This is a genomic window from Pararhizobium qamdonense (genome assembly GCF_029277445.1).
Taxonomy (GTDB): Bacteria; Pseudomonadota; Alphaproteobacteria; order Rhizobiales; family Rhizobiaceae; genus Pararhizobium; species Pararhizobium qamdonense.
In genome coordinates, this window is sequence record NZ_CP119566.1 from 2,572,266 (window position 1) to 2,593,344 (window position 21,079).

Sequence of the window (21,079 nt, forward strand, 5' to 3'; positions counted from 1 at the left end):
TTCATCCTTTGGAAATTCAATTGCGGGTTTAGGTGAAGGGCCTGACATGTATTTAAGGGAGAATGCGATGACGCAGACTGCAATCGTGGTTCACCGATCGAAGTCAAAAATGATCCGCCTGTTTCTCGGCGCGCTGGTATTCGTTGCGCTGGGCGCTCTCATTACGAAAGTCATTTATGACGAACAGGGCGCCGGCGCTTTCCGCGTCTTCATCGGCCTTTTCACCATGCTGTTCTTCGGTGTGTTCGCCATTGCCGGGCTGGTCAAACTTCTCGACAAGCGGCCGGCGCTAGAGTTTTTAAACGAAGGTCTTCTTGCCCGCGATATCTCCGCCACTCCGATCCGCTGGGAGGATATCGAAGCGGCGCGGCTGCTCACCTATCGCCAGCGACCCGTTATCGAACTGATGCTGTCGCCGCTGGCCGAGCAAACACTGCCGTTTACCAAAACGGTGCGGTTTACGCGCGAGAGCAATCGCGGGCTGGGTTTTCAAGGTGTTTGCCTGAACGCGGCCGAATTGGATATCCCGCCGGACACACTCATCGAGATGATCGCCGAATGGGCGCTGCGGGCTCAGCCTGCCGTCACAGCCCGTCCCGGGCAGCCATAAAAAAAGACCCGGCGCTGTGGCCGGGTCTTCATATCAGTCACAAAGGCTGAATTAAGCAGCCATTGCCTTCTTCAGGTTCTCGTCGATCTTGTCGAGGAAGCCGGTGGTGGAGAGCCAGGGCTGGTCGGGGCCGATCAGCAGCGCCAGGTCCTTGGTCATGAAGCCGGCCTCGACGGTATCGACGCAGACCTTTTCCAGCGTGTCGGCAAAGCGTGCCAGCTCGGCATTGCTGTCGAGCTTGGCGCGGTGGGCAAGGCCACGGGTCCAGGCGAAGATCGAGGCGATCGAGTTGGTCGAGGTTTCCTCGCCCTTCTGGTGCTGGCGGTAGTGACGCGTCACCGTGCCGTGGGCGGCTTCGGCTTCGACCGTCTGGCCATCCGGCGTCATAAGGACGGAGGTCATCAGGCCAAGCGACCCAAACCCTTGCGCGACGATATCGGACTGGACGTCGCCGTCATAGTTCTTGCAGGCCCAGACATAACCGCCCGACCATTTCAGCGCCGAGGCGACCATGTCGTCGATCAGGCGGTGTTCGTACCAGATCTTGGCTTCCTTGAACTTGTCGGCAAATTCGGCGTCGAAGACCTGCTGGAAGATATCCTTGAAGCGGCCGTCATAGATCTTGAGGATGGTGTTCTTGGTCGACAGATAGACGGGAACGCCGCGCTGCAGGCCGTAGTTCAGCGAGGCGCGGGCGAAATCGGTGATGGATTCGTCGAGATTGTACATGCCCATGGCAACGCCGGCGGCCGGTGCGTCATAGACTTCATGCTCGATTTCGGTGCCATCCTCGCCGACGAACTTCATCGACAGCTTGCCCTTGCCGGGGAACTTGAAATCGGTGGCGCGGTACTGGTCGCCGAAGGCATGACGGCCGACGATGATCGGCTTGGTCCAGCCGGGAACGAGGCGCGGCACGTTCTTGCAGATGATCGGCTCGCGGAAGATGACGCCGCCCAGGATGTTGCGGATCGTGCCGTTCGGCGATTTCCACATCTTCTTCAGGCCGAATTCCTCGACGCGCTGCTCGTCTGGCGTGATGGTGGCGCATTTGACGCCGACGCCGTGCTTCTTGATCGCGTTGGCGCTATCGATCGTCACCTGATCGTTGGTCGCATCGCGGTTTTCCATGCCAAGGTCATAATATTCCAGATCGATATCCAGATAGGGATGGATCAGCTTTTCCTTGATGAACTGCCAGATGATGCGGGTCATCTCATCGCCGTCGAGCTCGACGACCGGATTGGCGACCTTGATCTTTGTCATGTTGCAAACCTCTGCTTGGGGGGTGGATGGAGAAGGGTTTGCGCCCCTATAGCATCCAGTTCACCACAGGCAAAGGTATACACGCGCGATTTGGCAGGTGTTTCCTGCTGATTGCAGAACCGGCGTTCAATGACCCCGCACAACGCGCGGGAAATCCGCCGCAGATGCCTATGCTGAGCGTTTGTCCTTACACACAAACGCGATCCGGCCTCGCTTCACGCATTGAAAATGGTTATGAGCAGCCGCATTGTTTGGCGGTGGCTGACCGGCCGCGCCTTTGAAACCGGGGATGGTCGATGAAACGGTTCATGCTTGTTGTTCTTGCCTGTGCGGCTTTTTCGACCGCGCAGGCCGCCGATCCGTCAGCCCCCGTCAACGAGATCATGCAGGAGGCGGTGAAGGGCTGGGCGGAGGAGGCGCAGGCGGGCGAAGACTATTTTTCGCCTGCACGGCTTGGCCGCATTTACAGCGAGGATTTCGCCAAGGCCTACCGCGAGGCGGCCAAATTTCCAGCCTATGAGGAAGGCGGTTCGCCCTTCGATTATGATGTGATCGTCAGCGGTCAGGACAGCTGCTCGATCAAGGATCTATCCGTGACACCAGGTGCGCCCGCCGACGGCAAGAGCGATGTGACCGTCACCTTCGACAATACCCATTGTTTTGGCGAGCGCCCTGCGGACTGGAAACCGAGCGAACTGCATTTCATCGTGATCGAGGAAGGCGGCAAGCCTGTCATCGACGATATCGTGCGCGCGGGGGATGCGGGCTCGCTCAAAAGCGAGTTGCAGGCGATTGCCAGCCAGGGTGCCAGCGATCCACAATAGTGCATTGCGGTCTGCGGCTTTCAAAATAAGCGCATCTGTGCGAGGAAGCGGCGAAACCGAGACATAGAGAACAGAGACGAAAGTACCGGCATGGCAGGAACCAATAGCGAGCGCGTGCTTCTCACCGAAGGCCCGGCGATCATTCTGGTGCATCCGCAGCTTGGCGAGAATATCGGCATGGTGGCGCGGGCCATGGCCAATTTCGGCCTGTCCGAGCTGCGGCTGGTCAGCCCGCGCGATGGCTGGCCGAGCGAAAAGGCCCGCTCTGCCGCAAGCCGCGCCGATCACGTCATCGATGCCGTCAAGGTCTACGAGACGGTGCCGGAAGCGATTGCCGACCTCAACTTCGTCTATGCGACGACGGCGCGTGACCGCTATGGCTACAAGCCGGTGCGTTCGCCGCTGGTGGCCGCCGAAACGTTGCGCCAGCGCTTCACGTTGGGGGAGGCGACCGGCATCCTGTTCGGGCGCGAGCGCACGGGGCTGACCAACGAAGAGGTGGCGCTGGCCGACGAGATCGTCACCTTTCCGGTCAACCCGGCTTTTGCCTCGCTGAATCTGGCGCAGGCGGTGCTGTTGATGTCCTATGAATGGCTGAAGACATCGATGGAATCACGCGAGCAAACCTCCTTCCAGGCCTTGCCGCAGAACCCGGCGACCAAGGACCAGCTGCAGGGCCTGTTCGACCATGTGGAGGAGGCGCTGGATGCGCGTGGCTACTTCCGGCCGGTCGCCAAAAAGCCGAAATTGATCGACAATTTGCGCGCAGTCCTGACCCGCCCCGGCTTTACCGAATCCGAAATCCGGCTGGTGCGCGGCATCGTCTCATCGCTCGATCGTTTCACCCGCGAGGCGCCGCGGGGTGCCGGAGCGCCGGAAAACTCGCGCGCAAACAAGGTTGACGATACCGGTGACGACAGCTGAGCTGAAGCCCATCCTCGTTTTCGACAGCGGCATCGGCGGGCTGACCGTGCTGCGCGAAGCGCGCGTGCTGATGCCGGAGCGGCATTTCATCTATGTCGCCGATGATGCCGGGTTTCCCTATGGCGGCTGGGAAGAGGAGGCGCTGAAGGCGCGCGTCATCTCGCTGTTTGCGACTTTGCTGACCCGGCATGATCCGGAAATCTGCATCATCGCCTGCAACACTGCCTTCACGCTGGTTGGTGCCGATCTGCGCGCCGCTTTCCCGGACATGCGTTTCGTCGGCACAGTGCCAGCGATCAAGCCGGCGGCGGAGCGCACGCGCTCGGGTCTCGTTTCGGTTCTGGCAACACCCGGCACCGTCAAGCGGGCCTACACGCGCGATCTCATCCAGTCCTTCGCCACCCAATGCCATGTCCGCCTCGTCGGCTCGGAAAATCTGGCGCGCATGGCGGAAGCCTATATTCGCGGCGAAGCGATCGACGATGCGGCGGTGCTTTCCGAGATCGCGCAATGTTTCGTCGAAAAGGATGGCCGCAAGACCGATATCGTCGTTTTGGCCTGCACGCATTATCCATTCATGGCCAATGTCTTTCGCCGCCTGGCACCCTGGCCGGTGGACTGGCTCGACCCGGCCGAGGCGATTGCCCGGCGCGCCCGCAGCCTCGTACCGCTGCCGGATGGATTTGAGCCGCTGAACGGCATCGATCCGGCGATCTTCACATCCGGGCGTCCGGATTTTACCACGCGCCGGTTGCTGCAGGGGTTTGGGCTGACTGTGCAAAGCCCCTGAGAATCTTTCGATCGCTTATTTTGAAATCGAAGATTTCCACGGTCTTGAACATAGAAATTTGCCACTATCTCTCTTTTCGCCGTGCAACTTCTGGTATGGTCTTTTCGTGTTTATCGGCGAGTGGAAAGTCTATATGTCAGCAATCAGCCACATCACGTTTGGAACGAACGATAAGGCGCGGTCCGCAAAATTCTATGATGCAGTTCTAGGTGCAATAGGCTTTTCTCGGTTGCCCAAGCCTGCGGAAAAACCATTGGCCTATGAGAAAAATGGTCAGATGCCGATTATCTACATCTACACCCCGGAAGACGGCCGTCCCGCGACATGGGGAAACGGGACGCATGTTGCATTTGTTGCCGAGACCAGAGCACAGGTTCATGCGTTTCACGCGTTGGCGCTGACATTGGGAGGCATAAACGAAGGCGCCCCTGGGCCGCGCATGTCTTATGGACCCAACTATTATGCGGCGTATATCCGCGACCCCGATGGAAACAAGCTGCAGGCTGTCTGTTACGCCGGGGATTGAACGATACAATGAGCGCTTTTGCCTTACGCCGGGCAGCGAGACGGCACGACATCCGTCTTAGCTGTGGGTTTCTGTTGCGCTGGCGCGCAAAACAGCGGAGATGGTGCTAAGCCCTTTGGCTTGCGGGTTCGTGGCGGCGCATCCGGCATGGCAGTTTGAACGAGGTGGATATGAAAGTCGGCATCGATATGGGGACGGCGTCTAATGGCGCATCCGTTCCGCTCGATATCGAGGAGCTTCTGGCGACGCGTCTTCTGGTGCAGGGCAATTCCGGTTCTGGAAAGTCGCATCTGCTGCGCCGTTTGCTGGAACAGTCCGCGCCCTGGGTGCAACAATGCATCATCGATCCGGAAGGCGATTTCGTGACACTGGCCGACAAGTTCGGCCATGTGGTCATCGAGGGCGAGCGCACGGAGGCCGAGCTGATCGGCATTGCCAGCCGTATCCGTCAGCACCGGGTATCCTGCGTCCTGTCGCTGGAGGGGCTGGATATCGAGCAGCAGATGCGCAGCGCCGGCATCTTCCTCAACGCCATGTTCGATGCCGATCGCGATTACTGGTATCCGGTGCTCGTCGTTGTCGATGAAGCCCAGATGTTTGCGCCATCGGTTGCCGGCGACGTTTCGGAAGAGGCGCGCAAGATTTCGCTGGGTGCCATGACCAACTTGATGTGCCGGGGCCGTAAACGCGGCCTGGCTGGCGTCATCGCCACGCAGCGTCTGGCCAAGCTTGCCAAGAACGTTGCCGCTGAAGCCTCGAATTTCCTGATGGGCCGCACCTTTCTCGATATCGACATGGCGCGCGCCGCCGATCTGCTCGGCATGGACCGCCGCACCGCCGAGATGTTCCGCGATCTGAAGCGCGGCTCGTTCGTGGCGCTCGGCCCGGCTCTGTCGCGGCGTCCGCTGCCGGTGACGATCGGCAATGTCGAGACGTCGGCCCGCTCCACCAGCCCGAAACTGACGCCTTTGCCGCAAGCGGTTCCCGATGTCGAAGACCTGATCTTCACGCCGGACCCGGATGAACTGATCCGGCCGATCGTGCGCCGTGCAAGCGCCCAGCCTCGGCCCGCCACGGATATTCTCGCCGAACTGTCCCGGCCGCGCCCGGAACCGGCCGGTCTTGCAGAGCCCAAGGCGCCGGTACCGGAAATGCCGGTTCTGGAGCGCGAGGCGCTGCTGGACGGATTGCTGTCCGAAATTCTCGAAAATCCCGATGCGGCGTTTCGCGCCGATGCCGAGCTGTTCCAGGACTTCCTCGTGCGCTGCCGTATCCGCCGCGTGCCGGGCGCTCCTTTGTCGCTCAGCGCTTTCCGGCGCAAGATGGCGGTTGCCCGCTCCGGTGTCGATGCAGAGACGGCTGCAGGCGAAATCTGGGCTTCGGCGCTCACTCTGTCGCGCAATGTCACCGACGATCTGCAGGGCGTCTTCCTGCTGGTGGCACAATCGGCCGTCCGCAATCTGCCATGTCCGTCTGACGCGATGATCGCGCGGGCCTATGGCACCCACTCAGCCCGCCGCGCCCGCCGTCTGCTCGGCTATTTTGAAGAGCAGGGGCTGATCGTGGTTCACAGCGATCTTTCCGGCAAACGGATCGTGGCCTTTCCGGATTTGCAGGTGGAGACAGCGCCGGGGGCCGCCGATGCTGTTTACGATGAGGCGGGAAGCCGGAACGCTGCGGAATAAGCTAGGCGAGCAGGCAAAGGATGTCTGAGCCACCGATGACAGCCTGTGTGGCGAGGCGGCGGTCGAAGGTGGCAAGCCGTCCGCCGTGCGCTTTCGCAAGTCCAAGCAGATAGATATCTGTGGTATGTTTCGAGGTGACTTTATCCCGGATAAAAATGCCGGGGTCGGTGAGACTGATGTCGTCATGCCAGAACGAATGTTTGCCGGTAAGCCGGAATAGCTGGAGAAGTTCGGTCGCCATTGCGGCATCTGGCACGGGGCTGCCATAACGAGGATCCGAAAGGATACGGATCATACCATTTTCGGTTATCGGGCAGGTGGCCCAATCCTTTTGGCCGATTTTTTCAAACCAGCTTGTGGCAACGGAATAATGACTGTGGCTACTGTCTGCCAAAGCGATGAGCACGTTGACGTCCAGCAGAAACGTCATTTGTCGCCAGCGTCGCTTGAGAAATAGTCATAATCTTCATCACGCAGAGCATCGACCATTTCCACCGTGACGATTTGAGCCCCAGGACGAATCAAGACGGGAATACCGTTGCGTTGCGAGATGTAAGCAGACATCCCCATGCCGCGGCGCGCCATATCCGAAATGATCTGATCGATTGCAAGACCATTGCGATCGGCAAGCTGCTGCGCAGCAAGCAGCACGTCATCATCGATCTTCAACGTTGTTTGCATCGTGTATCCTTTCCTGTCGTTTATACCGTCTCGTGAACCGCGCCTCAACTGCTTGTTGACATTTCCGCTGCTTGCCCCTAAAGACCCGCTCAGCGCCGGGCCGAAATGCCCGGTGTTACTTTTAGTGCGCATAAGCCTCATCTTTCCGGTTCGCCGGAAAGGGAAATGCGCGAAACGACATGTCCCGTGGATTCTCCGTCAGCGTGATCGTGAGAAACCTGTCAGAGCTTTCAAAAGAAGTTCAGAGGAGGGCGTGTTTCCTTGATCCGGTTTGGAAACAGACCGGTGTAACCTTTTGAAGGGAAATACGATGAGCAAGCGCGAATCGTCCAAGTACAAAATTGACCGCCGTATGGGCGAAAATATCTGGGGCCGTCCGAAGTCCCCGGTAAACCGCCGCGAATACGGTCCTGGCCAGCACGGCCAGCGCCGCAAGTCCAAGCTTTCCGACTTCGGCGTGCAGCTGCGTGCCAAGCAGAAGCTCAAGGGCTATTACGGCGACATCCGCGAAAAGCAGTTCCGTGCGATCTTCGCCGAAGCTGACCGCCGCAAGGGTGACACCTCTGAAAACCTGATCGGCCTGCTCGAATCGCGCCTCGACGCGATCGTGTACCGCGCCAAGTTCGTTCCGACGGTCTTTGCTGCCCGTCAGTTCGTCAACCATGGCCACGTCAAGGTCAACGGCATCCGCGTCAACATCGGCTCGTACCGCTGCAAGGCTGGCGACGTGATCGAAGTTCGCGAAAAGTCCAAGCAGCTCGTTTCGGTTCTCGAAGCCGTTTCGCTCGCTGAACGCGACGTTCCGGATTACATCGAAGTCGATCACAACAAGATGGTTGCGACTTTCGCCCGCGTTCCTGCCCTGACCGATGTTCCGTACCCGGTCATCATGGAACCGAACCTCGTCGTCGAATTCTATTCGCGATAATTTCTTACGGCCCCGGCCTTGTGAAATTCAGAAAAGCCACTCAGAGATGGGTGGCTTTTTTGTTGCCCGATTTTTTAACCGATCTCATTGCGGAGAATGATGGATGCCCGGCCCGTTGGACCTGCAGTCGATCGTCGATGATATCCACCGGGAGCTCACCCCACGGCTCGGCGAAGGCAAGGTGGCCGACTATATCCCGCAGCTCGCCCGCGTCGATCCCAAGCGTTTCGGCATGGCAATCGTCACCGTCGATGGGGACGTGCACAAAGCCGGGGATGCGGAGCTGCCATTCTCCATCCAGAGTATTTCCAAGGTTTTCACGCTGACTTTGGCACTTGGCAAACACGGTGAAAACATCTGGAAGCGCGTCGGCCGCGAACCCTCCGGTTCGGCCTTCAATTCGATCGTCCAGCTCGAGCAAGAGCATGGCATCCCACGCAATCCGTTCATCAATGCCGGTGCGATCGCGATCACAGACCTGGTGCTTGCCGGTCATACGCCGAAGGAAGCGATCGGCGAGGTCGTCCGGTTCGTGCGCTATCTCGCCGACGAGGACGATATCGTCATCGATCCCGAGGTTGCCCGCTCGGAGGCTGCGACCGGCTACCGCAATTTTGCGCTCGCCAATTTCATGCGCTCCTTCGGCAAGCTCGATCACCCCGTCGATCATGTGCTCGGCGTCTATTTCCATCAATGCGCGCTGGCGATGAGCTGCGTGCAGCTGGCCAAAGCCGGTTTGTTTCTCGCAGCCTCCGGCACCAATCCGCTGACCAAGCATTCCGTTGTTTCCAAACAGCGGGCGCGGCGGATCAATGCGCTGATGCTGACCTGCGGCCACTATGATGGTTCTGGCGATTTTGCCTATCGCGTCGGTTTGCCGGGCAAGAGCGGCGTCGGCGGCGGCATTCTCTGCGTCGCGCCGGGCAAGGCGTCCGTCGCCGTCTGGTCGCCGGGGCTCAATCACAATGGCAATTCGCTGCTGGGGTCGCTGGCGCTGGAAATGCTGGCAAGCCGCACCGGATGGTCTGTTTTCGGCGCCTAAGCCACCGTTACGGAAGTTTCATATCGTTTTTTGTGCATTTTCCTTGATCTTGCTGCTTTAGACGGGCAAGTGCAGGACATCGTTTTCGCGCGCCGTTTTTTTGTTTGCGCGCCCTTTCATCCGGGACTTTGTCATGGATATTGCCGTTCAGCCGCCGGCCGTCGACCTTGAGGATTTTTCGTCCAGCCCGGATCATTCCGGCAGCGAGGCGATGCATCCGATCTTTGCAAAGATGCCGGATTCAGTGTCGTTCAACAAGCTGCGCAAGCGCTTGCTGCGCCAAGTGCGCCAGGCGATCGACGATTTCGGCATGCTGAACGGCCAGAAGCGCTGGCTGATCGGCGTCTCCGGCGGCAAGGACAGCTACAGCCTCTTGGCGCTGCTGATGGACCTGCAGTGGCGCGGCCTTTTGCCGGTCGAACTCGTCGCCTGCAATCTCGACCAGGGCCAGCCGAATTTTCCAAAACATATCCTGCCGGACTATCTGTCGTCGATCGGCGTCAAGCACCGGATCGAATATCGCGATACCTATTCGATCGTGAAGGAAAAGGTCCCGGCTGGCGGCACCTATTGCGCGCTCTGTTCGCGCCTGCGCCGTGGCAATCTTTACCGGATCGCGCGCGAGGAAGGTTGCGATGCGCTGGTGCTCGGCCATCACCGCGAGGATATTCTCGAGACGTTCTTCATGAACTTCTTTCATGGCGGCAGGCTGGCGACGATGCCGGCCAAGCTGTTGAACGACGATGGCGACCTGATGGTCATGCGTCCGCTGGCCTATGCGGCCGAGGATGATCTCGCCAAATTTGCCGCAGCCATGGAATTTCCGATCATCCCTTGCGATCTCTGCGGCTCGCAGGACGGTCTGGAGCGCAACGCCATGAAGGCGATGCTGTCGGATATCGAGCGGCGCATGCCCGGCCGCAAGGACACGATGCTGCGCGCACTCGGCCATGTGAACCCGTCACACTTGCTCGATCCCAAACTGTTCGATTTCCAATCTCTCTTTGCGGAGCCCAAAGCATGACGTCTGCCATCGATATCGCTGCCATCGCCAACATCCTGCAGGAAGCGGCCTTCAAGGAAATCCTGCCAAAATTCCGCAATCTCGGCGCTGGCGACGTTCGCATGAAGTCGGAGGCGATCGACCTGGTGACCGAGGCGGATGAGGCGGCTGAGCGCTTGATCAAGGCACGGATGGTGGAGATCGCGCCGGACGCCCTGTTCATCGGCGAGGAATCGGTCGCGGCCAACCCGGCGCTCTTGGAAAGCCTGGCGGGGGCCGATCTCGCCGTTGTCGTCGATCCCATCGACGGCACGTTCAACTATGCGGCGGGTTTGCCGTTGTTCGGCGTCATGGCCGCCGTCGTCTCCAAGGGCGAGACGGTCGCCGGTCTGATCTATGATCCAATGGGCAATGACTGGGTGATCGCCGAAAAGGGGTCGGGTGCCTGGCTGTGCAAGGCTGACGGTTCGCAGGAGCAGCTATCGACGGTTCCGGCCGTGCCGCTGGAAAGCCTGGTCGGCTGCGCCTCGACCGGTTTCTACGCACCGGAAAACCGGCGCATCGTCATGGGCAATATGGCCAAGGTCCGTATCGCCACCAGCTATCGCTGTGCGGCCCATGAATATCGCGGTTTTGCCGGCGGTCACTTCCATTTCCTGATGTACCAGAAGCTGATGCCCTGGGATCATCTTGCCGGGACCTTGATTGCGCAGGAAGCCGGTGCCTATGCCGCCCGGTTCGATGGGTCGCCCTATCTGCCGCATCATGTCGATGGCGGCCTGCTTCTGGCGTCCGACAAGGATTGCTGGGAGATGCTGCGGCGTGAAGTGTTCACGGTCTGAGGCAACACAGTTCAATATGAAAAAGGCCCGCCGGGCGTTGTCCGGGCGGGCCTTTTTTTGTTTTTGCTCAGCGGTTTACATATGCCCGCCAGCACCTTCCAGCGTCGTGTGATCGTCGCCCGGATGGGTGAAGAGCTTGCCGTTTTCCGCCCAGAACGTGGCGGCGATCGTCAGCGCGCCAAAGACGGCGAAGCCGGCAAAGAGCGGCTGCACGGTGCCATTGAACATCTGGCCGACGAGGCCGCCGAGCAGCGCGCCGCCGGTTGTCGAGACGAAGCCGGTAATGGCGGTTGCAGTGCCGGCAAGGTGCCCCATCGGCTCCAGGCTGATGGCGGTGAAGTTGGTGGCGATGACAGCGAAGAACATCAGGAGCACCGAAAAGAGCACATAGCTGAACAGAAAGCTCGGCGTGCCTGCCAGTGCGACGGCAAGACCAGCAAGCGATAGCAGCGTGAACAGGATCATCGAGGTATGCGAGATCCGCCGCATGCCGAAGCGGCGTACGAAGAAGCCGTTGGCGAAATTGGCGACGGCGATGCCGCCGGCTGTGGCGGCAAAGGCCAGCGGCAGCCAGTCGCCGAGGCCATAGACCTCGCCGAACATCTGCTGCACGCTCATGATGTAGGCGCAGATGACGGCGGTAAACAGCGTCATGCCGATCATGTAGCCGCAGGTAATGCGGTTGGTCAGCACCGTGCCAAAGCCGGAGAGAACGGCCGATACCGACAGCGGCAGGCGCTCTGCGACCGGCAGCGATTCGCGCATGCGGGCCAAGGCCCAGACGAACAGTACCGCTCCGGCGATGCCGAGCAGGATGAAGATCCAATGCCAGTTGGCATAGATGATGATTGCCTGGCCGACGGACGGCGCGACGATCGGGATGATCATGAAGACGATCATGACATAGGACATGACGCGCGCCATTTCGCGGCCGCCGAAGCAGTCGCGCACGATCGCCATCGTGGTGATGCGCACGGCGGCAGCGCCGATGCCTTGAATGAAGCGCATGACGAGCAGCATCTCGAAGCTGCCGGAGAGCGCAGCCGCAAACATGCAGATGGCATAGAAGGCGAGGCCGCACAGCAGCACCCGGCGGCGGCCGAACGCATCCGACAGACTGCCGAAGATGATCTGCGAGCAGCCGAAGCCCAGCATGAAGACGCCGATCACCCACTGGCTATCATTGGCATTCTCAACGCCGAGCGACTGGCCGATATTGGGCAGCGCCGGCAGCATGATGTCGATCGCCATGGCCACGCTTGCCGTCATGAGGGCGATGGTGATAACGAATTCGAAGAAGCCGAGGCCAATCCGGGACGAGCCGATATTTTCGACATGTTCAGTGGTGGTGGTGGCGGACATGGGGAAACCTATGAATGTCTTTTGAAAGAGACAGGACGTTTAAACTGCGGGATTGTGGGGGCTGAAAAGCTTGCCTTTTTCGGCGGTCAGAACAAAACCAAGGCCGATGACGGAGACCGACAGGAAGCCGATGGCCAGCGGCGTCACCGTGCCGTTGAACTCCTGGCCGATCAGCGCTCCGATGGTGGCGCCGCCGATCGTCTGGGTGAAGCCGAGAACCGACGACGCCGTTCCGGCGACATGGCCGAGCGGCTCCATCGCCATGGCGTTGAAGTTCGAGCCGATCAGGCCGAACTGGAACATGGCGCAGGCATAGAGGACGGCGAACAGCCAGAAGGGCAGCACGCCGGAGACCGAGGCCACGACCCAGATCAGGCTGGAGATCACGAAGCCGATCAGCGCTCCATGCGACAGGCGGCGCATGCCATAGCGCTTGACCAGCCGCGAATTGGTGAAGGAGGCAAGCGCCATCATGCTGGCAAAGCCGGCAAAGACCAGCGGGAACCAGTGTCCAAGCCCGTAGATGCCGACCAGGATCTGTTGCGCCGAATTGATGAAGCCGAACAGCGAGCCGAAGAGAAAGGACGCTGCCAGCGAATAACAGAGCGAGACGCGGTTGGTCAGCACGATGCGGAAACCGGCCAGGATGGAGGTGACCGTGAACGGCCGGCGGTGTTCGGGAGACAGCGTTTCGGGAAGCCGCAGCATGACCAGCGAGGCCACGAGAAGCGCAAACAGGCAGATGACGACGAAGATCATGTGCCATTCGGCAAAGATCATGATCAGCTGGCCGACGCTGGGTGCGATCACCGGGACGATCATGAAGACCATCAGCACCAGCGACATGACTTCGGCCATCATCCGGCCGCCATAGACGTCGCGGACGATGGAAATCGTGATGACGCGGGTGGCGGCGGCCCCGATGCCCTGAATGAAGCGCAATGCCAAAAGCCCGGTAAAGGACGGAATGAAGACGATGGCGAGCGCGCAGAGCGCATAGAGGCCAAGGCCGCCGAGAAGCGGCAGCTTGCGGCCAAACCGGTCCGACAGCGGGCCGAAGACGAGCTGCGCACAGCCCATACCCAGCAGATAGGCGGTAATGACATATTGGCGGGTGTTTTCATCGGCGACGCCAAGGCTAGCGCCGATTTCCTGAAGACCCGGCAGCATGATGTCGATCGAGATCGCGTTGATCGCCATCAGCATGGCCATCAGGGCAATGAATTGTGGTTTGGACAGAGCCGGCAGGCCCGGCGCTTCGGATGGTGTGGTCATGGGATATTCCTGGCGATGGTGCCGGGCGCCTGAACGGAAACGGACATGTTTCCGGCGCAGATGAAAATGCTGGAGCCAGCGGAAAAGATCGAACCAAAAGCGCGGCTCCGAAGCGCTTTCAAAACGGCAACCGGATCACCGGCGTTGAGGCAAAGCCGGCAAAGCGAGCCGGCGAATCACGAAGACAGGCGGGGAGGTCAGATCTGGCCTCGTTCGACAGCGCAGATATCTGCACCGGGCGTGCTTATACCAAGGATCGCGACCGGCTTGTGACAGCGGGCCATGTTTGGTTCGGCTAAAAAAGTACGCGCAACATTAGAGTGTCGTCACGGCTACCTAGAATCAAAAAAGGCGGTGACCCGCCTTTTTCAGGTGTCACTGTGGCTTCAAGCCGGTGTCAGGCTGCGCCCTTGACCGCGATACCCTGTTCTTCGAAATGCGACTGGAGTTCGCCAGCCTGGAACATTTCGCGCACGATGTCGCAACCGCCGATGAATTCGCCCTTGATGTAGAGCTGCGGAATGGTCGGCCAGCTGGAATAGTCCTTGATGCCCTGACGAAGATCAGCGTCGGCGAGCACATTGATGCCCTTGTAATCGACGCCGATATAATCAAGCATCTGAACAACCTGACCGGAGAACCCACATTGCGGGAACTGCGGGGTGCCCTTCATGAAAAGAACGACATCGTTGCTCTTCACTTCGTTGGCGATGAAATCGTTGATACCGCTCATGTCGTAATCCTTCCTCATCCCGCTTCAAGGGCCGGGTGTCGATGTCTGTTAGATAACATGCATGCCGGTGATTTTCATCACCCCAATACAACAAAAATTGATGGCTTGCACGACGGCAACAGGTGACCCGCGTGTTTCAGCTGGTCTTGCTGCGCGATGCCGCCGTTTTGCGGCGGCTGACCTGTTTCTTCGCCGGTTTGGCCTTGGCAGCCGGCGCCTTCTTGAACCGGCCGGTGGTGGCCGAACGCGTCTGCCGCTTTTGCCGTTTCGTTGCCGTGGTGCCGCCGGCCTTCTTCAGGATTTCCTTCAGAACGCTCTCGACCACGCCGCTGACCAGCTCTTTCATAAGATTGGCCATCGGATAATGTTACTCCGGCGCGGATGTCTGGAGCGCCAAGGCGTGCAACACGCCACCCATATTGCCCTTCAGCGCATTGTAGACCATCTGGTGCTGTTGCACCCGGCTCTTGCCGCGGAAGGCTTCCGCGACAACTTCGGCTGCATAATGGTCGCCATCGCCGGCGAGGTCCCGAATTGTCACCTTTGCGCCGGGAATGCCCGACTTGATCATGTCTTCAATATCGCCAGGTGCCATCGGCATAGTCTGTACTCCCTGAATTACTCGGCGGCTATCAGTGTTTCGCCGTCCATGAAGTCAGGGAACCATGATTCATGCACCGAACGCAATTGCAGAATTGCAAGCGGCCTGGCCGAACCCAGCACAACTTCCGTGCCGCCGGTGCTGCCGATGACCGGTGCTGCCACGCCGGCAGCCTTTGCGCGCTCTGCAACCACGGCTGCATGTTCCTGCTTGACGGTCACGGCATAACGTCCCTGGTCTTCACCGAAGAACACGGCGACCGGGTCGTGGCCGGAAACGGTCGAAACCTTGGCGCCGATGCCAGATGCCATCGCCATTTCGGCAACGGCGAGCGCCAAGCCGCCGGACGAGCAGTCATGCACTGCCGTCGTCAAGCCATCGGTGATCAGGCTGCGGACGAAATCACCGGTCTTGCGCTCATGGGCGAGATCGACATGCGGGGCAGGGCCGTCCGTACGGCCATGGATATCGCGCAGATAGACCGACTGGCCGAGATGCGTTCCAAGCCCTTCGGGCGCGCCGACGAGGAGGATGGTTTCGCCTTCGGCAGCAAAGCGGATCCGGGCCATCTGCGACCAGTCACCCAGCAGGCCGACGCCGCCAATGGTCGGGGTGGGCAAAATGCCCTGGCCGTTGGTCTCGTTGTAGAGCGAGACATTGCCGGAGACGATCGGAAAATCGAGTGCACGGCAGGCTTCGCCGATGCCCTTGATGGCATGGACGAGCTGGCTCATGATTTCCGGACGCTCCGGATTGCCGAAGTTGAGATTGTCGGTCGCAGCCAGCGGCAGGGCGCCGGTTGCCGTGATGTTGCGCCAGCATTCGGCCACCGCCTGCTTGCCGCCTTCGAAAGCATCGGCCTCGACATAACGCGGTGTCACGTCGGAGGAAAAGGCCAGCGCCTTGGTTGGATGACCTTCGACGCGCACGACACCGGCGTCGCCGCCGGGCAGCTGCAGCGAATTGCCCTGGATCAGCGTGTCATATTGCTCGTAGACCCAGCGGCGCGAGGAATTGTTGGCTGAGCCCACCAGCGACAGCACGGCATCGGCAATGTCGGCCTGCGGAACATCGCCGGCTGCAAGCGGTGCTGCTACCTTGGCCGGGGTCCAGGGACGGTCATATTCCGGGGCTTCGTCGCCCAGTTCCTTGATCGGCAGGTTGGCGACTTCCTCGCCCTGGTGAAGAACGCGGAACCGCAGGTCATCGGTGGTCTTGCCGACGATGGCGAAATCGAGACCCCATTTGACGAAGATCGCCTTGGCGACCTCTTCCTTGGCGGGCTCCAGAACCATGAGCATGCGCTCCTGGCTTTCCGACAGCATCATCTCATAGGCCGTCATGCGCTCTTCGCGCACCGGCACCTTGTCCAGTTCCAGCTCGATGCCGAGGTCGCCCTTAGCGCCCATTTCGACGGCCGAGCAGGTGAGGCCGGCAGCACCCATGTCCTGGATGGCGATGACAGCACCGGTCTTCATCAGCTCAAGGCAGGCTTCAAGCAGGCATTTTTCGGTGAAGGGGTCGCCAACCTGCACGGTCGGACGCTTTTCCTCGATCGATTCGTCGAATTCGGCCGATGCCATCGTTGCGCCGCCGACGCCGTCACGGCCGGTCTTTGCGCCGAGATAGACGACCGGCAGGCCAACACCCTTGGCTTCCGACAGGAAAATCGCGTCAGACTTGGCAAGTCCTGCAGCGAAAGCGTTGACAAGGATATTGCCGTTGTAACGAGCGTCGAACTCGACCTCGCCGCCGACCGTCGGCACGCCGAAGGAATTGCCGTAACCGCCGACACCGGCAACGACGCCGGAGACGAGATGACGGGTCTTTGGATGATCCGGCGCGCCGAAACGAAGCGCGTTCATGGCCGCGATCGGCCGCGCACCCATGGTGAAAACGTCGCGCAGGATGCCGCCGACGCCGGTGGCAGCGCCCTGATAGGGCTCGATATAGGACGGATGATTATGGCTCTCCATCTTGAAGACGACGCAATCGCCATCATCGATATCGACCACGCCGGCATTTTCGCCCGGGCCCTGGATGACGCGCGGGCCGGTGGTCGGCAGGGTGCGCAGCCATTTCTTGGAGGACTTGTAGGAGCAGTGCTCGTTCCACATCGCCGAGAAGATGCCAAGCTCGGTGAAGGTCGGCTCGCGGCCGATCAGACCCAGGATGCGCTGATACTCATCCGGCTTCAGGCCGTGCGAGGCAATCAACTCGGGAGTGATGGGGCGGGTATTGGAAATGGTCATCGGGGTCCATTCGGTCCGTTGGAGCATCCTGCACGGCGACGGTTCGTCAGCCTGTTTAGGATGCGTCAAAACAAAGAGATCACGTCGGGGTTTCTTTAACCGAAGCGCCCACGGGATGCGATAGGAAAATGCCCGAAAAGCACAGGTGATCGCGCGCTTTTTGAGAATTATGCCAGGGATCGCTCAGGCAAAGCTGTCATAGCCGGTGCGGCCGCTGTCCAGAAGCCGGCGCAGGGTCAGGAAGCCGCGGCGGACTTCGCTTCGGTCGGCGGGCGAGGAAAAGCCGATCCGCACCCGGTGGAAGACGCTGTCCGTGCGGCCGGCCTTGAATTCGTCCTCGTCATCGATCAGTACGCCCTCCTCATAGGCCGCATGCTTGAACGTGCCGGAAAACCAGGGTTCGGACAGTTTCAGCCACAGGAACGGCACATGCGGGTGCGAGTTGAAATCGATGCCCGCAAAGATTTCGCGCGCCATCTGTTCGCGGGCCCGGATTTCGTCGATGCAGCGCGTCCGCAGGCTTGCGGCCTCGCCACTCATGACCAGCCGGGCGCAGAGTTCCGCCAACAGAAACGGCATGCCGCCGCTCACCATCTTATGGGCGATGCGGATGCGCTGGCTGAAATGCGGAGGGCAGGCGACCCAGCCGCCGCGCACGCCCGCCGCCACCGATTTCGACAGACCGCCGACCAGGAACGTCCGCTCCGGCGCCAGCTCCGCCAGAAGCGGCATCACGTCGCCGGTCATGGCGCCATAGAGATCGTCTTCGAGCAGCCAGACGCCATAGCGGCGGGCGATGTCGGCGATCGCCTGGCGCCGCTCCAGCGACAGAGTGACCACGGTCGGGTTTTGCGCCGTCGGCATGAGGAAGGCAAGCTTGGGATGCTGCTGGGCGCAGACCCGCTCGAAATCATCGGGATCGAGGCCGTAATCATCGGTGCGCAGGAGGATCGTCCGGCGGCCGATCAGGCCGGCGCTGCGGCTGATCTGGGAGTAGGTGATGTTCTCAAAGGCGATCTTGTCGCCCGGTGCCGTGACGGCGGCAATCACGGCGACAGCGCCGGCATGGGCGCCGAGTGTCGGAACGATGCGATCGGGCTGCGGACGAAACGCGCCCTTGGCAAGCCACAGGCTTCCCGCGGTAAACCAATGTGCCGGGAAATCGCGGGCATAGCTGGCAATATCGGCGTGATGGACGCGGCTGATCTCGCCCAGCACCTTTTCCAGCGAGGTGCCCTGACCGATATCGGGAGCGGCCGTGCTGTCAAACCGGAGTTTTTCCGGTGGAGCTTTTTGCGCTCGCGTGCCGGCCAGCGCCACGCTCATTGGGTCAGGCTGTTCGGCCGGGCGCAATTCGGCATTATCGAGCACATAGGTGCCGCGTCCCACTTCGCCGCTGACAAGCCCGCGTTCGCGCACCAGATGATAGGCGCGGCCAATTGTGCCGATTGTGACGCCGATATCAAAGGCGAGGTTGCGCTGCGGTGGTAATTTTGTGCCCACAGCGAGGACGCCGCCCGCAATGGCCTGCTCGATCTGATCGGCAATGCGCGCGTAAAGCGGCCCTTGGCCTTGGGTTGGGTCTGGCATCCATGTTGTCATGGTGACAATTTCTACATTGCATCGGTTTTCCTGTCAATTATGACAATGCAATACCGGAATAAAACCGTTGCAATCGATAGGAATGATGACAATGGGTACAATTTGTGCGGATATTGGCGATGAGCGTGCTCAGCTAAAGGGTACAATTCAGTCGCGCGGCTTCGTCTCGCGATTGAAGGATCTGTGTTTCGTGGTGATCGCCTGGATTGTCGACAGGGAAGACAAGCGGCTCAGCCGTATTGCTCTCTCAGAGCTGACCGATGATCAGCTCGCCGATATCGGCGTCACGCCTGCTGAGGCGCGCCGGGAGGCCACGCGGCCGTTCTGGAACTGACAGGATATTGCTGGGACATGGAGATGCAGCGGCTGGCTGCTGCTACCGGCGCAAACCCGTCGGCGATACAATCGCGGCGCTGGAGAATTCATCCTGCTGTGCAAGGTTCTGATGGTCCAACCTCGCAACAGCGAAGGCAACCGCTTAGCGGCAGCCTTCACCGCCGGCGGCCCAGCGCTTGATATCCGTGGTCATCCGCGTTCCCACGCTCTCGCTGAACAGCGGGCCGAAGGCCTGCAGGCGGGCAGGGTGTCCCTCCGCCTGAACCACCGCCAGAGGCCGTGATTCCGGGGAGTTTCGCTTGACGATCAGGATGCGGGGGCGCCCGGAAAAGGAATTCAGTTCCGGCGCAAGACGATAGGATTTGAAGGCGGCATCACCCGACTTGAACCAGCAGGCGTTGGCGCCAAGCGCCACCCGCTCCATGGTCGCCAAGGCGGCGGTATCGCGGGCCGGCGCTGGCGGCGCCTTTGTCTGGCAGCCGGCAACAAGCCCGAGAACGGCGATAGAGCCGGCAATGGCCACGGAACGGATGAAAGCTGCAGCGCGCATGAAGGCCCCTTCTGATTCGGTCTCTAGGGTGCCTTCTATCAGCTCGAATGTTAAGCAGCGATTACGTCGAGAGCAGAAGCGAACAGTCCGCGTCCGTCCGAACCGCCATGGGCGGCCTCGATCAGGTTTTCCGGATGCGGCATCATGCCGAGAACATTGCCTCCGGCATTGACGATCCCGGCGATATCGTTGACCGAGCCATTGGGATTGGTGCCTGCGGCATACCGGAACACCACCTGTCCGTTATCCTCGATGGTCTCAAGCGTTTCAGAATCTGCAAAATAATTGCCGTCGTGATGGGCAACCGGGCAGCGGATGATCTGGCCCTGTTCATAGGCGCGGCTGAAATCGGTATTGGCGTTGACGACTTCGAGCTTGATTTCCCGGCAGACGAATTTCAGCGAAGCGTTGCGCATCAGGGCGCCGGGCAGGAGGCCTGCCTCGACCAGGATCTGGAAGCCGTTGCAAACGCCCAGCACCTTGACGCCGGCCTCGGCCTTGGCCTTGATCGCCTGCATTACCGGCATGCGCGCGGCAATCGCACCGCAGCGCAGATAGTCGCCATAGGAAAAGCCACCGGGAATGACGATCAGATCGACATCCGGAATGTCCGTTTCGGTCTGCCAGATGGTCACCGGCGCCTTGCCGGATATCTTGGTCAGGGCTGCGATCATGTCGCGGTCACGGTTGAGGCCTGGAAGCTGAACGACGGCGGATTTCATGGGTGCGGTTCAAACCTGGATTGGGCCTCGGCAAGCTCGCGCAATTCGAGGCGGTTTTCGATACGTTCGAGGCGGTCGTCAATGTGGACGATCGAACCACGCATGGTGTTGACGTCACCCTGGAGCAGATGGAACTGATTTCTCAAGCTCAGCATGTCCTGCCGCATATCCTTCTGGCCGTCTTTCAGGCTGGAAAGATCGTTTTGGATGCGCTTCAGCAATTCATACATCAACTCACTGGATACATCGTTCACTGCCCGACCTCATTCAACCTTTACGGGAATGAGATAGTGTAATTCTCAATCACCGTGTTGGCGAGAAGTTTTTCACACATGGCTTTGACATCGGTTTCAGCCTTTGCCTTGTCGGCGGTGTCGATCTGCAGATCGAAGACCTTGCCCTGGCGGATCTGGCCAATGCCGCCGAAGCCGAGAGCGCCGAGCGCGCCCTCGATTGCCTTGCCCTGGGGGTCGAGAACGCCGTTTTTCAGCGTCACTGTTACGCGTGCGTTGATCACTGTCGTCT

At 60.2% G+C, this 21,079-nt stretch carries 26 protein-coding genes; 12 read left to right on the forward strand and 14 right to left on the reverse strand.

From position 1 onward, the window contains the following. The first annotated feature begins 67 nt into the window (after positions 1-67). On the forward strand, positions 68-610 hold the full coding sequence (locus PYR65_RS12335) for an STM3941 family protein (RefSeq protein WP_276118186.1): 543 nt from the start codon (positions 68-70) through the stop codon (positions 608-610). Between the two features lie 51 nt (positions 611-661). Here PYR65_RS12335 and PYR65_RS12340 read toward each other — a convergent pair whose 3' ends face one another. Next, positions 662-1,876 (reverse strand): NADP-dependent isocitrate dehydrogenase, encoded by a 1,215-nt coding sequence (locus PYR65_RS12340; protein ID WP_276118187.1) that lies wholly within the window; start codon positions 1,874-1,876, stop codon positions 662-664. Positions 1,877-2,184: 308 nt separating this feature from the next. Here PYR65_RS12340 and PYR65_RS12345 point away from each other — a divergent pair, with 308 nt between their 5' ends. From PYR65_RS12345 to PYR65_RS12365, 5 genes are all read left to right on the forward strand, one after another. Next, positions 2,185-2,700, forward strand: coding sequence for a hypothetical protein (locus PYR65_RS12345; RefSeq protein ID WP_276118188.1), 516 nt, complete (start codon positions 2,185-2,187; stop codon positions 2,698-2,700). A gap of 90 nt (positions 2,701-2,790) precedes the next feature. Continuing rightward, positions 2,791-3,624 carry an RNA methyltransferase gene (locus PYR65_RS12350; RefSeq protein ID WP_276118189.1) on the forward strand — a complete coding sequence of 278 codons (834 nt, stop codon included), beginning with the start codon at positions 2,791-2,793 and terminating at the stop codon, positions 3,622-3,624. Then, on the forward strand, positions 3,611-4,414 hold the full coding sequence (gene murI, locus PYR65_RS12355) for a glutamate racemase (RefSeq protein WP_276118190.1): 804 nt from the start codon (positions 3,611-3,613) through the stop codon (positions 4,412-4,414). Before PYR65_RS12350 ends, murI begins: the two co-directional genes overlap by 14 nt. Positions 4,415-4,547: 133 nt before the next feature. Next, positions 4,548-4,940: a VOC family protein gene (locus PYR65_RS12360; protein ID WP_276118191.1), complete on the forward strand. Its 393-nt coding sequence runs from the start codon at positions 4,548-4,550 to the stop codon at positions 4,938-4,940. A 170-nt stretch (positions 4,941-5,110) separates the two neighbouring features. Continuing rightward, entirely contained in the window at positions 5,111-6,625 is a 1,515-nt protein-coding gene (locus PYR65_RS12365) for an ATP-binding protein (protein WP_276118192.1), read from the forward strand. A gap of 1 nt (position 6,626) precedes the next feature. Here the strand turns inward: PYR65_RS12365 and PYR65_RS12370 are convergent, their stop codons facing one another. Together PYR65_RS12370 and PYR65_RS12375 are read right to left on the reverse strand one after the other, a co-directional pair. Next, a complete protein-coding gene (locus tag PYR65_RS12370; protein ID WP_276118193.1) occupies positions 6,627-7,055 on the reverse strand; it encodes a TA system VapC family ribonuclease toxin in 429 nt (142 codons plus the stop codon). Further along, positions 7,052-7,306, reverse strand: a complete 255-nt coding sequence (locus PYR65_RS12375; protein WP_276118194.1) for a CopG family transcriptional regulator — start codon at positions 7,304-7,306, stop codon at positions 7,052-7,054. The genes PYR65_RS12370 and PYR65_RS12375 overlap by 4 nt, the downstream gene beginning before the upstream one ends. A 310-nt stretch (positions 7,307-7,616) precedes the next feature. Between PYR65_RS12375 and rpsD the strand changes: the two genes are divergently transcribed. The 4 genes from rpsD (at position 7,617) to PYR65_RS12395 (ending at position 11,121) form a co-directional block, all read left to right on the forward strand. After that, positions 7,617-8,234, forward strand: a complete 618-nt coding sequence (rpsD, locus tag PYR65_RS12380; protein WP_060640871.1) for a 30S ribosomal protein S4 — start codon at positions 7,617-7,619, stop codon at positions 8,232-8,234. Positions 8,235-8,337: 103 nt separating this feature from the next. Beyond that, complete coding sequence (locus PYR65_RS12385; RefSeq protein WP_060640872.1) at positions 8,338-9,276, forward strand: glutaminase; 939 nt, start codon at positions 8,338-8,340, stop codon at positions 9,274-9,276. A 211-nt stretch (positions 9,277-9,487) separates the two neighbouring features. Next, positions 9,488-10,300 carry a tRNA 2-thiocytidine(32) synthetase TtcA gene (gene ttcA, locus PYR65_RS12390; RefSeq protein ID WP_244490285.1) on the forward strand — a complete coding sequence of 271 codons (813 nt, stop codon included), beginning with the start codon at positions 9,488-9,490 and terminating at the stop codon, positions 10,298-10,300. Next, positions 10,297-11,121 carry an inositol monophosphatase gene (locus tag PYR65_RS12395; protein ID WP_276118195.1) on the forward strand — a complete coding sequence of 275 codons (825 nt, stop codon included), beginning with the start codon at positions 10,297-10,299 and terminating at the stop codon, positions 11,119-11,121. Before ttcA ends, PYR65_RS12395 begins: the two co-directional genes overlap by 4 nt. A gap of 75 nt (positions 11,122-11,196) precedes the next feature. Here the strand turns inward: PYR65_RS12395 and PYR65_RS12400 are convergent, their stop codons facing one another. Together PYR65_RS12400 and PYR65_RS12405 are read right to left on the reverse strand one after the other, a co-directional pair. Beyond that, complete coding sequence (locus tag PYR65_RS12400; RefSeq protein ID WP_276118196.1) at positions 11,197-12,483, reverse strand: multidrug effflux MFS transporter; 1,287 nt, start codon at positions 12,481-12,483, stop codon at positions 11,197-11,199. Between the two features lie 39 nt (positions 12,484-12,522). Further along, positions 12,523-13,758, reverse strand: a complete 1,236-nt coding sequence (locus tag PYR65_RS12405) for a multidrug effflux MFS transporter (RefSeq protein WP_276118197.1) — start codon at positions 13,756-13,758, stop codon at positions 12,523-12,525. Here PYR65_RS12405 and PYR65_RS12410 point away from each other — a divergent pair. Continuing rightward, positions 13,746-14,057, forward strand: coding sequence for a hypothetical protein (locus tag PYR65_RS12410; RefSeq protein ID WP_276118198.1), 312 nt, complete (start codon positions 13,746-13,748; stop codon positions 14,055-14,057). The two genes, PYR65_RS12405 and PYR65_RS12410, sit on opposite strands and share 13 nt — an antisense overlap. Before the next feature lie 98 nt (positions 14,058-14,155). On the opposite strand, the gene grxD is transcribed toward PYR65_RS12410, so the two are convergent. From grxD to PYR65_RS12435, 5 genes are all read right to left on the reverse strand, one after another. Continuing rightward, the gene (gene grxD / locus PYR65_RS12415; RefSeq protein WP_060640875.1) at positions 14,156-14,491 is read right to left on the reverse strand and encodes a Grx4 family monothiol glutaredoxin; all 336 of its coding nucleotides are present in this window, start codon (positions 14,489-14,491) and stop codon (positions 14,156-14,158) included. Positions 14,492-14,627: 136 nt separating this feature from the next. Continuing rightward, positions 14,628-14,849: a hypothetical protein gene (locus tag PYR65_RS12420; RefSeq protein WP_060640876.1), complete on the reverse strand. Its 222-nt coding sequence runs from the start codon at positions 14,847-14,849 to the stop codon at positions 14,628-14,630. A gap of 9 nt (positions 14,850-14,858) precedes the next feature. Continuing rightward, a complete protein-coding gene (locus PYR65_RS12425) occupies positions 14,859-15,092 on the reverse strand; it encodes a BolA/IbaG family iron-sulfur metabolism protein (RefSeq protein WP_037095612.1) in 234 nt (77 codons plus the stop codon). Positions 15,093-15,109: 17 nt separating this feature from the next. Next, on the reverse strand, positions 15,110-17,344 hold the full coding sequence (gene purL / locus PYR65_RS12430; RefSeq protein WP_276118199.1) for a phosphoribosylformylglycinamidine synthase subunit PurL: 2,235 nt from the start codon (positions 17,342-17,344) through the stop codon (positions 15,110-15,112). A 183-nt stretch (positions 17,345-17,527) separates the two neighbouring features. Beyond that, complete coding sequence (locus tag PYR65_RS12435) at positions 17,528-18,946, reverse strand: aminotransferase-like domain-containing protein (protein WP_276118200.1); 1,419 nt, start codon at positions 18,944-18,946, stop codon at positions 17,528-17,530. 91 nt (positions 18,947-19,037) lie between these two features. On the opposite strand from PYR65_RS12435, the gene PYR65_RS12440 reads away from it, so the two are divergent. Continuing rightward, positions 19,038-19,280: a DUF1127 domain-containing protein gene (locus tag PYR65_RS12440; protein ID WP_276118201.1), complete on the forward strand. Its 243-nt coding sequence runs from the start codon at positions 19,038-19,040 to the stop codon at positions 19,278-19,280. A gap of 144 nt (positions 19,281-19,424) precedes the next feature. Here the strand turns inward: PYR65_RS12440 and PYR65_RS12445 are convergent, their stop codons facing one another. From PYR65_RS12445 to purS, 4 genes are read right to left on the reverse strand one after another with little or no spacing between them, the layout of a single operon-like run. Further along, positions 19,425-19,832 (reverse strand): hypothetical protein, encoded by a 408-nt coding sequence (locus PYR65_RS12445; protein ID WP_060640880.1) that lies wholly within the window; start codon positions 19,830-19,832, stop codon positions 19,425-19,427. A 50-nt stretch (positions 19,833-19,882) separates the two neighbouring features. Next, positions 19,883-20,554, reverse strand: coding sequence for a phosphoribosylformylglycinamidine synthase subunit PurQ (purQ, locus tag PYR65_RS12450; RefSeq protein WP_276118202.1), 672 nt, complete (start codon positions 20,552-20,554; stop codon positions 19,883-19,885). Then, positions 20,551-20,808, reverse strand: a complete 258-nt coding sequence (locus PYR65_RS12455) for a hypothetical protein (protein ID WP_276118203.1) — start codon at positions 20,806-20,808, stop codon at positions 20,551-20,553. The genes purQ and PYR65_RS12455 overlap by 4 nt, the downstream gene beginning before the upstream one ends. 20 nt (positions 20,809-20,828) lie before the next feature. Beyond that, entirely contained in the window at positions 20,829-21,071 is a 243-nt protein-coding gene (gene purS / locus PYR65_RS12460) for a phosphoribosylformylglycinamidine synthase subunit PurS (RefSeq protein WP_276118204.1), read from the reverse strand. Positions 21,072-21,079: the final 8 nt, after the last annotated feature.

Bases quoted from the DNA above. Each gene is read 5' to 3' on its own strand.
- PYR65_RS12360 (WP_276118191.1), top strand. From the start codon at position 4,548: ATGTCAGCAATCAGCCACATCACGTTTGGAACGAACGATAAGGCGCGG.
- PYR65_RS12445 (WP_060640880.1), bottom strand. From the start codon at position 19,832: ATGCGCGCTGCAGCTTTCATCCGTTCCGTGGCCATTGCCGGCTCTATC.
- rpsD (WP_060640871.1), top strand. From the start codon at position 7,617: ATGAGCAAGCGCGAATCGTCCAAGTACAAAATTGACCGCCGTATGGGC.
- PYR65_RS12350 (WP_276118189.1), top strand. From the start codon at position 2,791: ATGGCAGGAACCAATAGCGAGCGCGTGCTTCTCACCGAAGGCCCGGCG.
- purL (WP_276118199.1), bottom strand. From the start codon at position 17,344: ATGACCATTTCCAATACCCGCCCCATCACTCCCGAGTTGATTGCCTCG.
- PYR65_RS12385 (WP_060640872.1), top strand. From the start codon at position 8,338: ATGCCCGGCCCGTTGGACCTGCAGTCGATCGTCGATGATATCCACCGG.
- grxD (WP_060640875.1), bottom strand. From the start codon at position 14,491: ATGAGCGGTATCAACGATTTCATCGCCAACGAAGTGAAGAGCAACGAT.
- PYR65_RS12400 (WP_276118196.1), bottom strand. From the start codon at position 12,483: ATGTCCGCCACCACCACCACTGAACATGTCGAAAATATCGGCTCGTCC.
- PYR65_RS12435 (WP_276118200.1), bottom strand. From the start codon at position 18,946: ATGACAACATGGATGCCAGACCCAACCCAAGGCCAAGGGCCGCTTTAC.
- PYR65_RS12405 (WP_276118197.1), bottom strand. From the start codon at position 13,758: ATGACCACACCATCCGAAGCGCCGGGCCTGCCGGCTCTGTCCAAACCA.
- PYR65_RS12370 (WP_276118193.1), bottom strand. From the start codon at position 7,055: ATGACGTTTCTGCTGGACGTCAACGTGCTCATCGCTTTGGCAGACAGT.
- PYR65_RS12340 (WP_276118187.1), bottom strand. From the start codon at position 1,876: ATGACAAAGATCAAGGTCGCCAATCCGGTCGTCGAGCTCGACGGCGAT.
- PYR65_RS12335 (WP_276118186.1), top strand. From the start codon at position 68: ATGACGCAGACTGCAATCGTGGTTCACCGATCGAAGTCAAAAATGATC.
- PYR65_RS12395 (WP_276118195.1), top strand. From the start codon at position 10,297: ATGACGTCTGCCATCGATATCGCTGCCATCGCCAACATCCTGCAGGAA.
- PYR65_RS12375 (WP_276118194.1), bottom strand. From the start codon at position 7,306: ATGCAAACAACGTTGAAGATCGATGATGACGTGCTGCTTGCTGCGCAG.
- ttcA (WP_244490285.1), top strand. From the start codon at position 9,488: ATGCATCCGATCTTTGCAAAGATGCCGGATTCAGTGTCGTTCAACAAG.
- PYR65_RS12420 (WP_060640876.1), bottom strand. From the start codon at position 14,849: ATGGCCAATCTTATGAAAGAGCTGGTCAGCGGCGTGGTCGAGAGCGTT.
- PYR65_RS12345 (WP_276118188.1), top strand. From the start codon at position 2,185: ATGCTTGTTGTTCTTGCCTGTGCGGCTTTTTCGACCGCGCAGGCCGCC.
- PYR65_RS12410 (WP_276118198.1), top strand. From the start codon at position 13,746: ATGGTGTGGTCATGGGATATTCCTGGCGATGGTGCCGGGCGCCTGAAC.
- purQ (WP_276118202.1), bottom strand. From the start codon at position 20,554: ATGAAATCCGCCGTCGTTCAGCTTCCAGGCCTCAACCGTGACCGCGAC.
- PYR65_RS12425 (WP_037095612.1), bottom strand. From the start codon at position 15,092: ATGCCGATGGCACCTGGCGATATTGAAGACATGATCAAGTCGGGCATT.
- PYR65_RS12365 (WP_276118192.1), top strand. From the start codon at position 5,111: ATGAAAGTCGGCATCGATATGGGGACGGCGTCTAATGGCGCATCCGTT.
- PYR65_RS12440 (WP_276118201.1), top strand. From the start codon at position 19,038: ATGGGTACAATTTGTGCGGATATTGGCGATGAGCGTGCTCAGCTAAAG.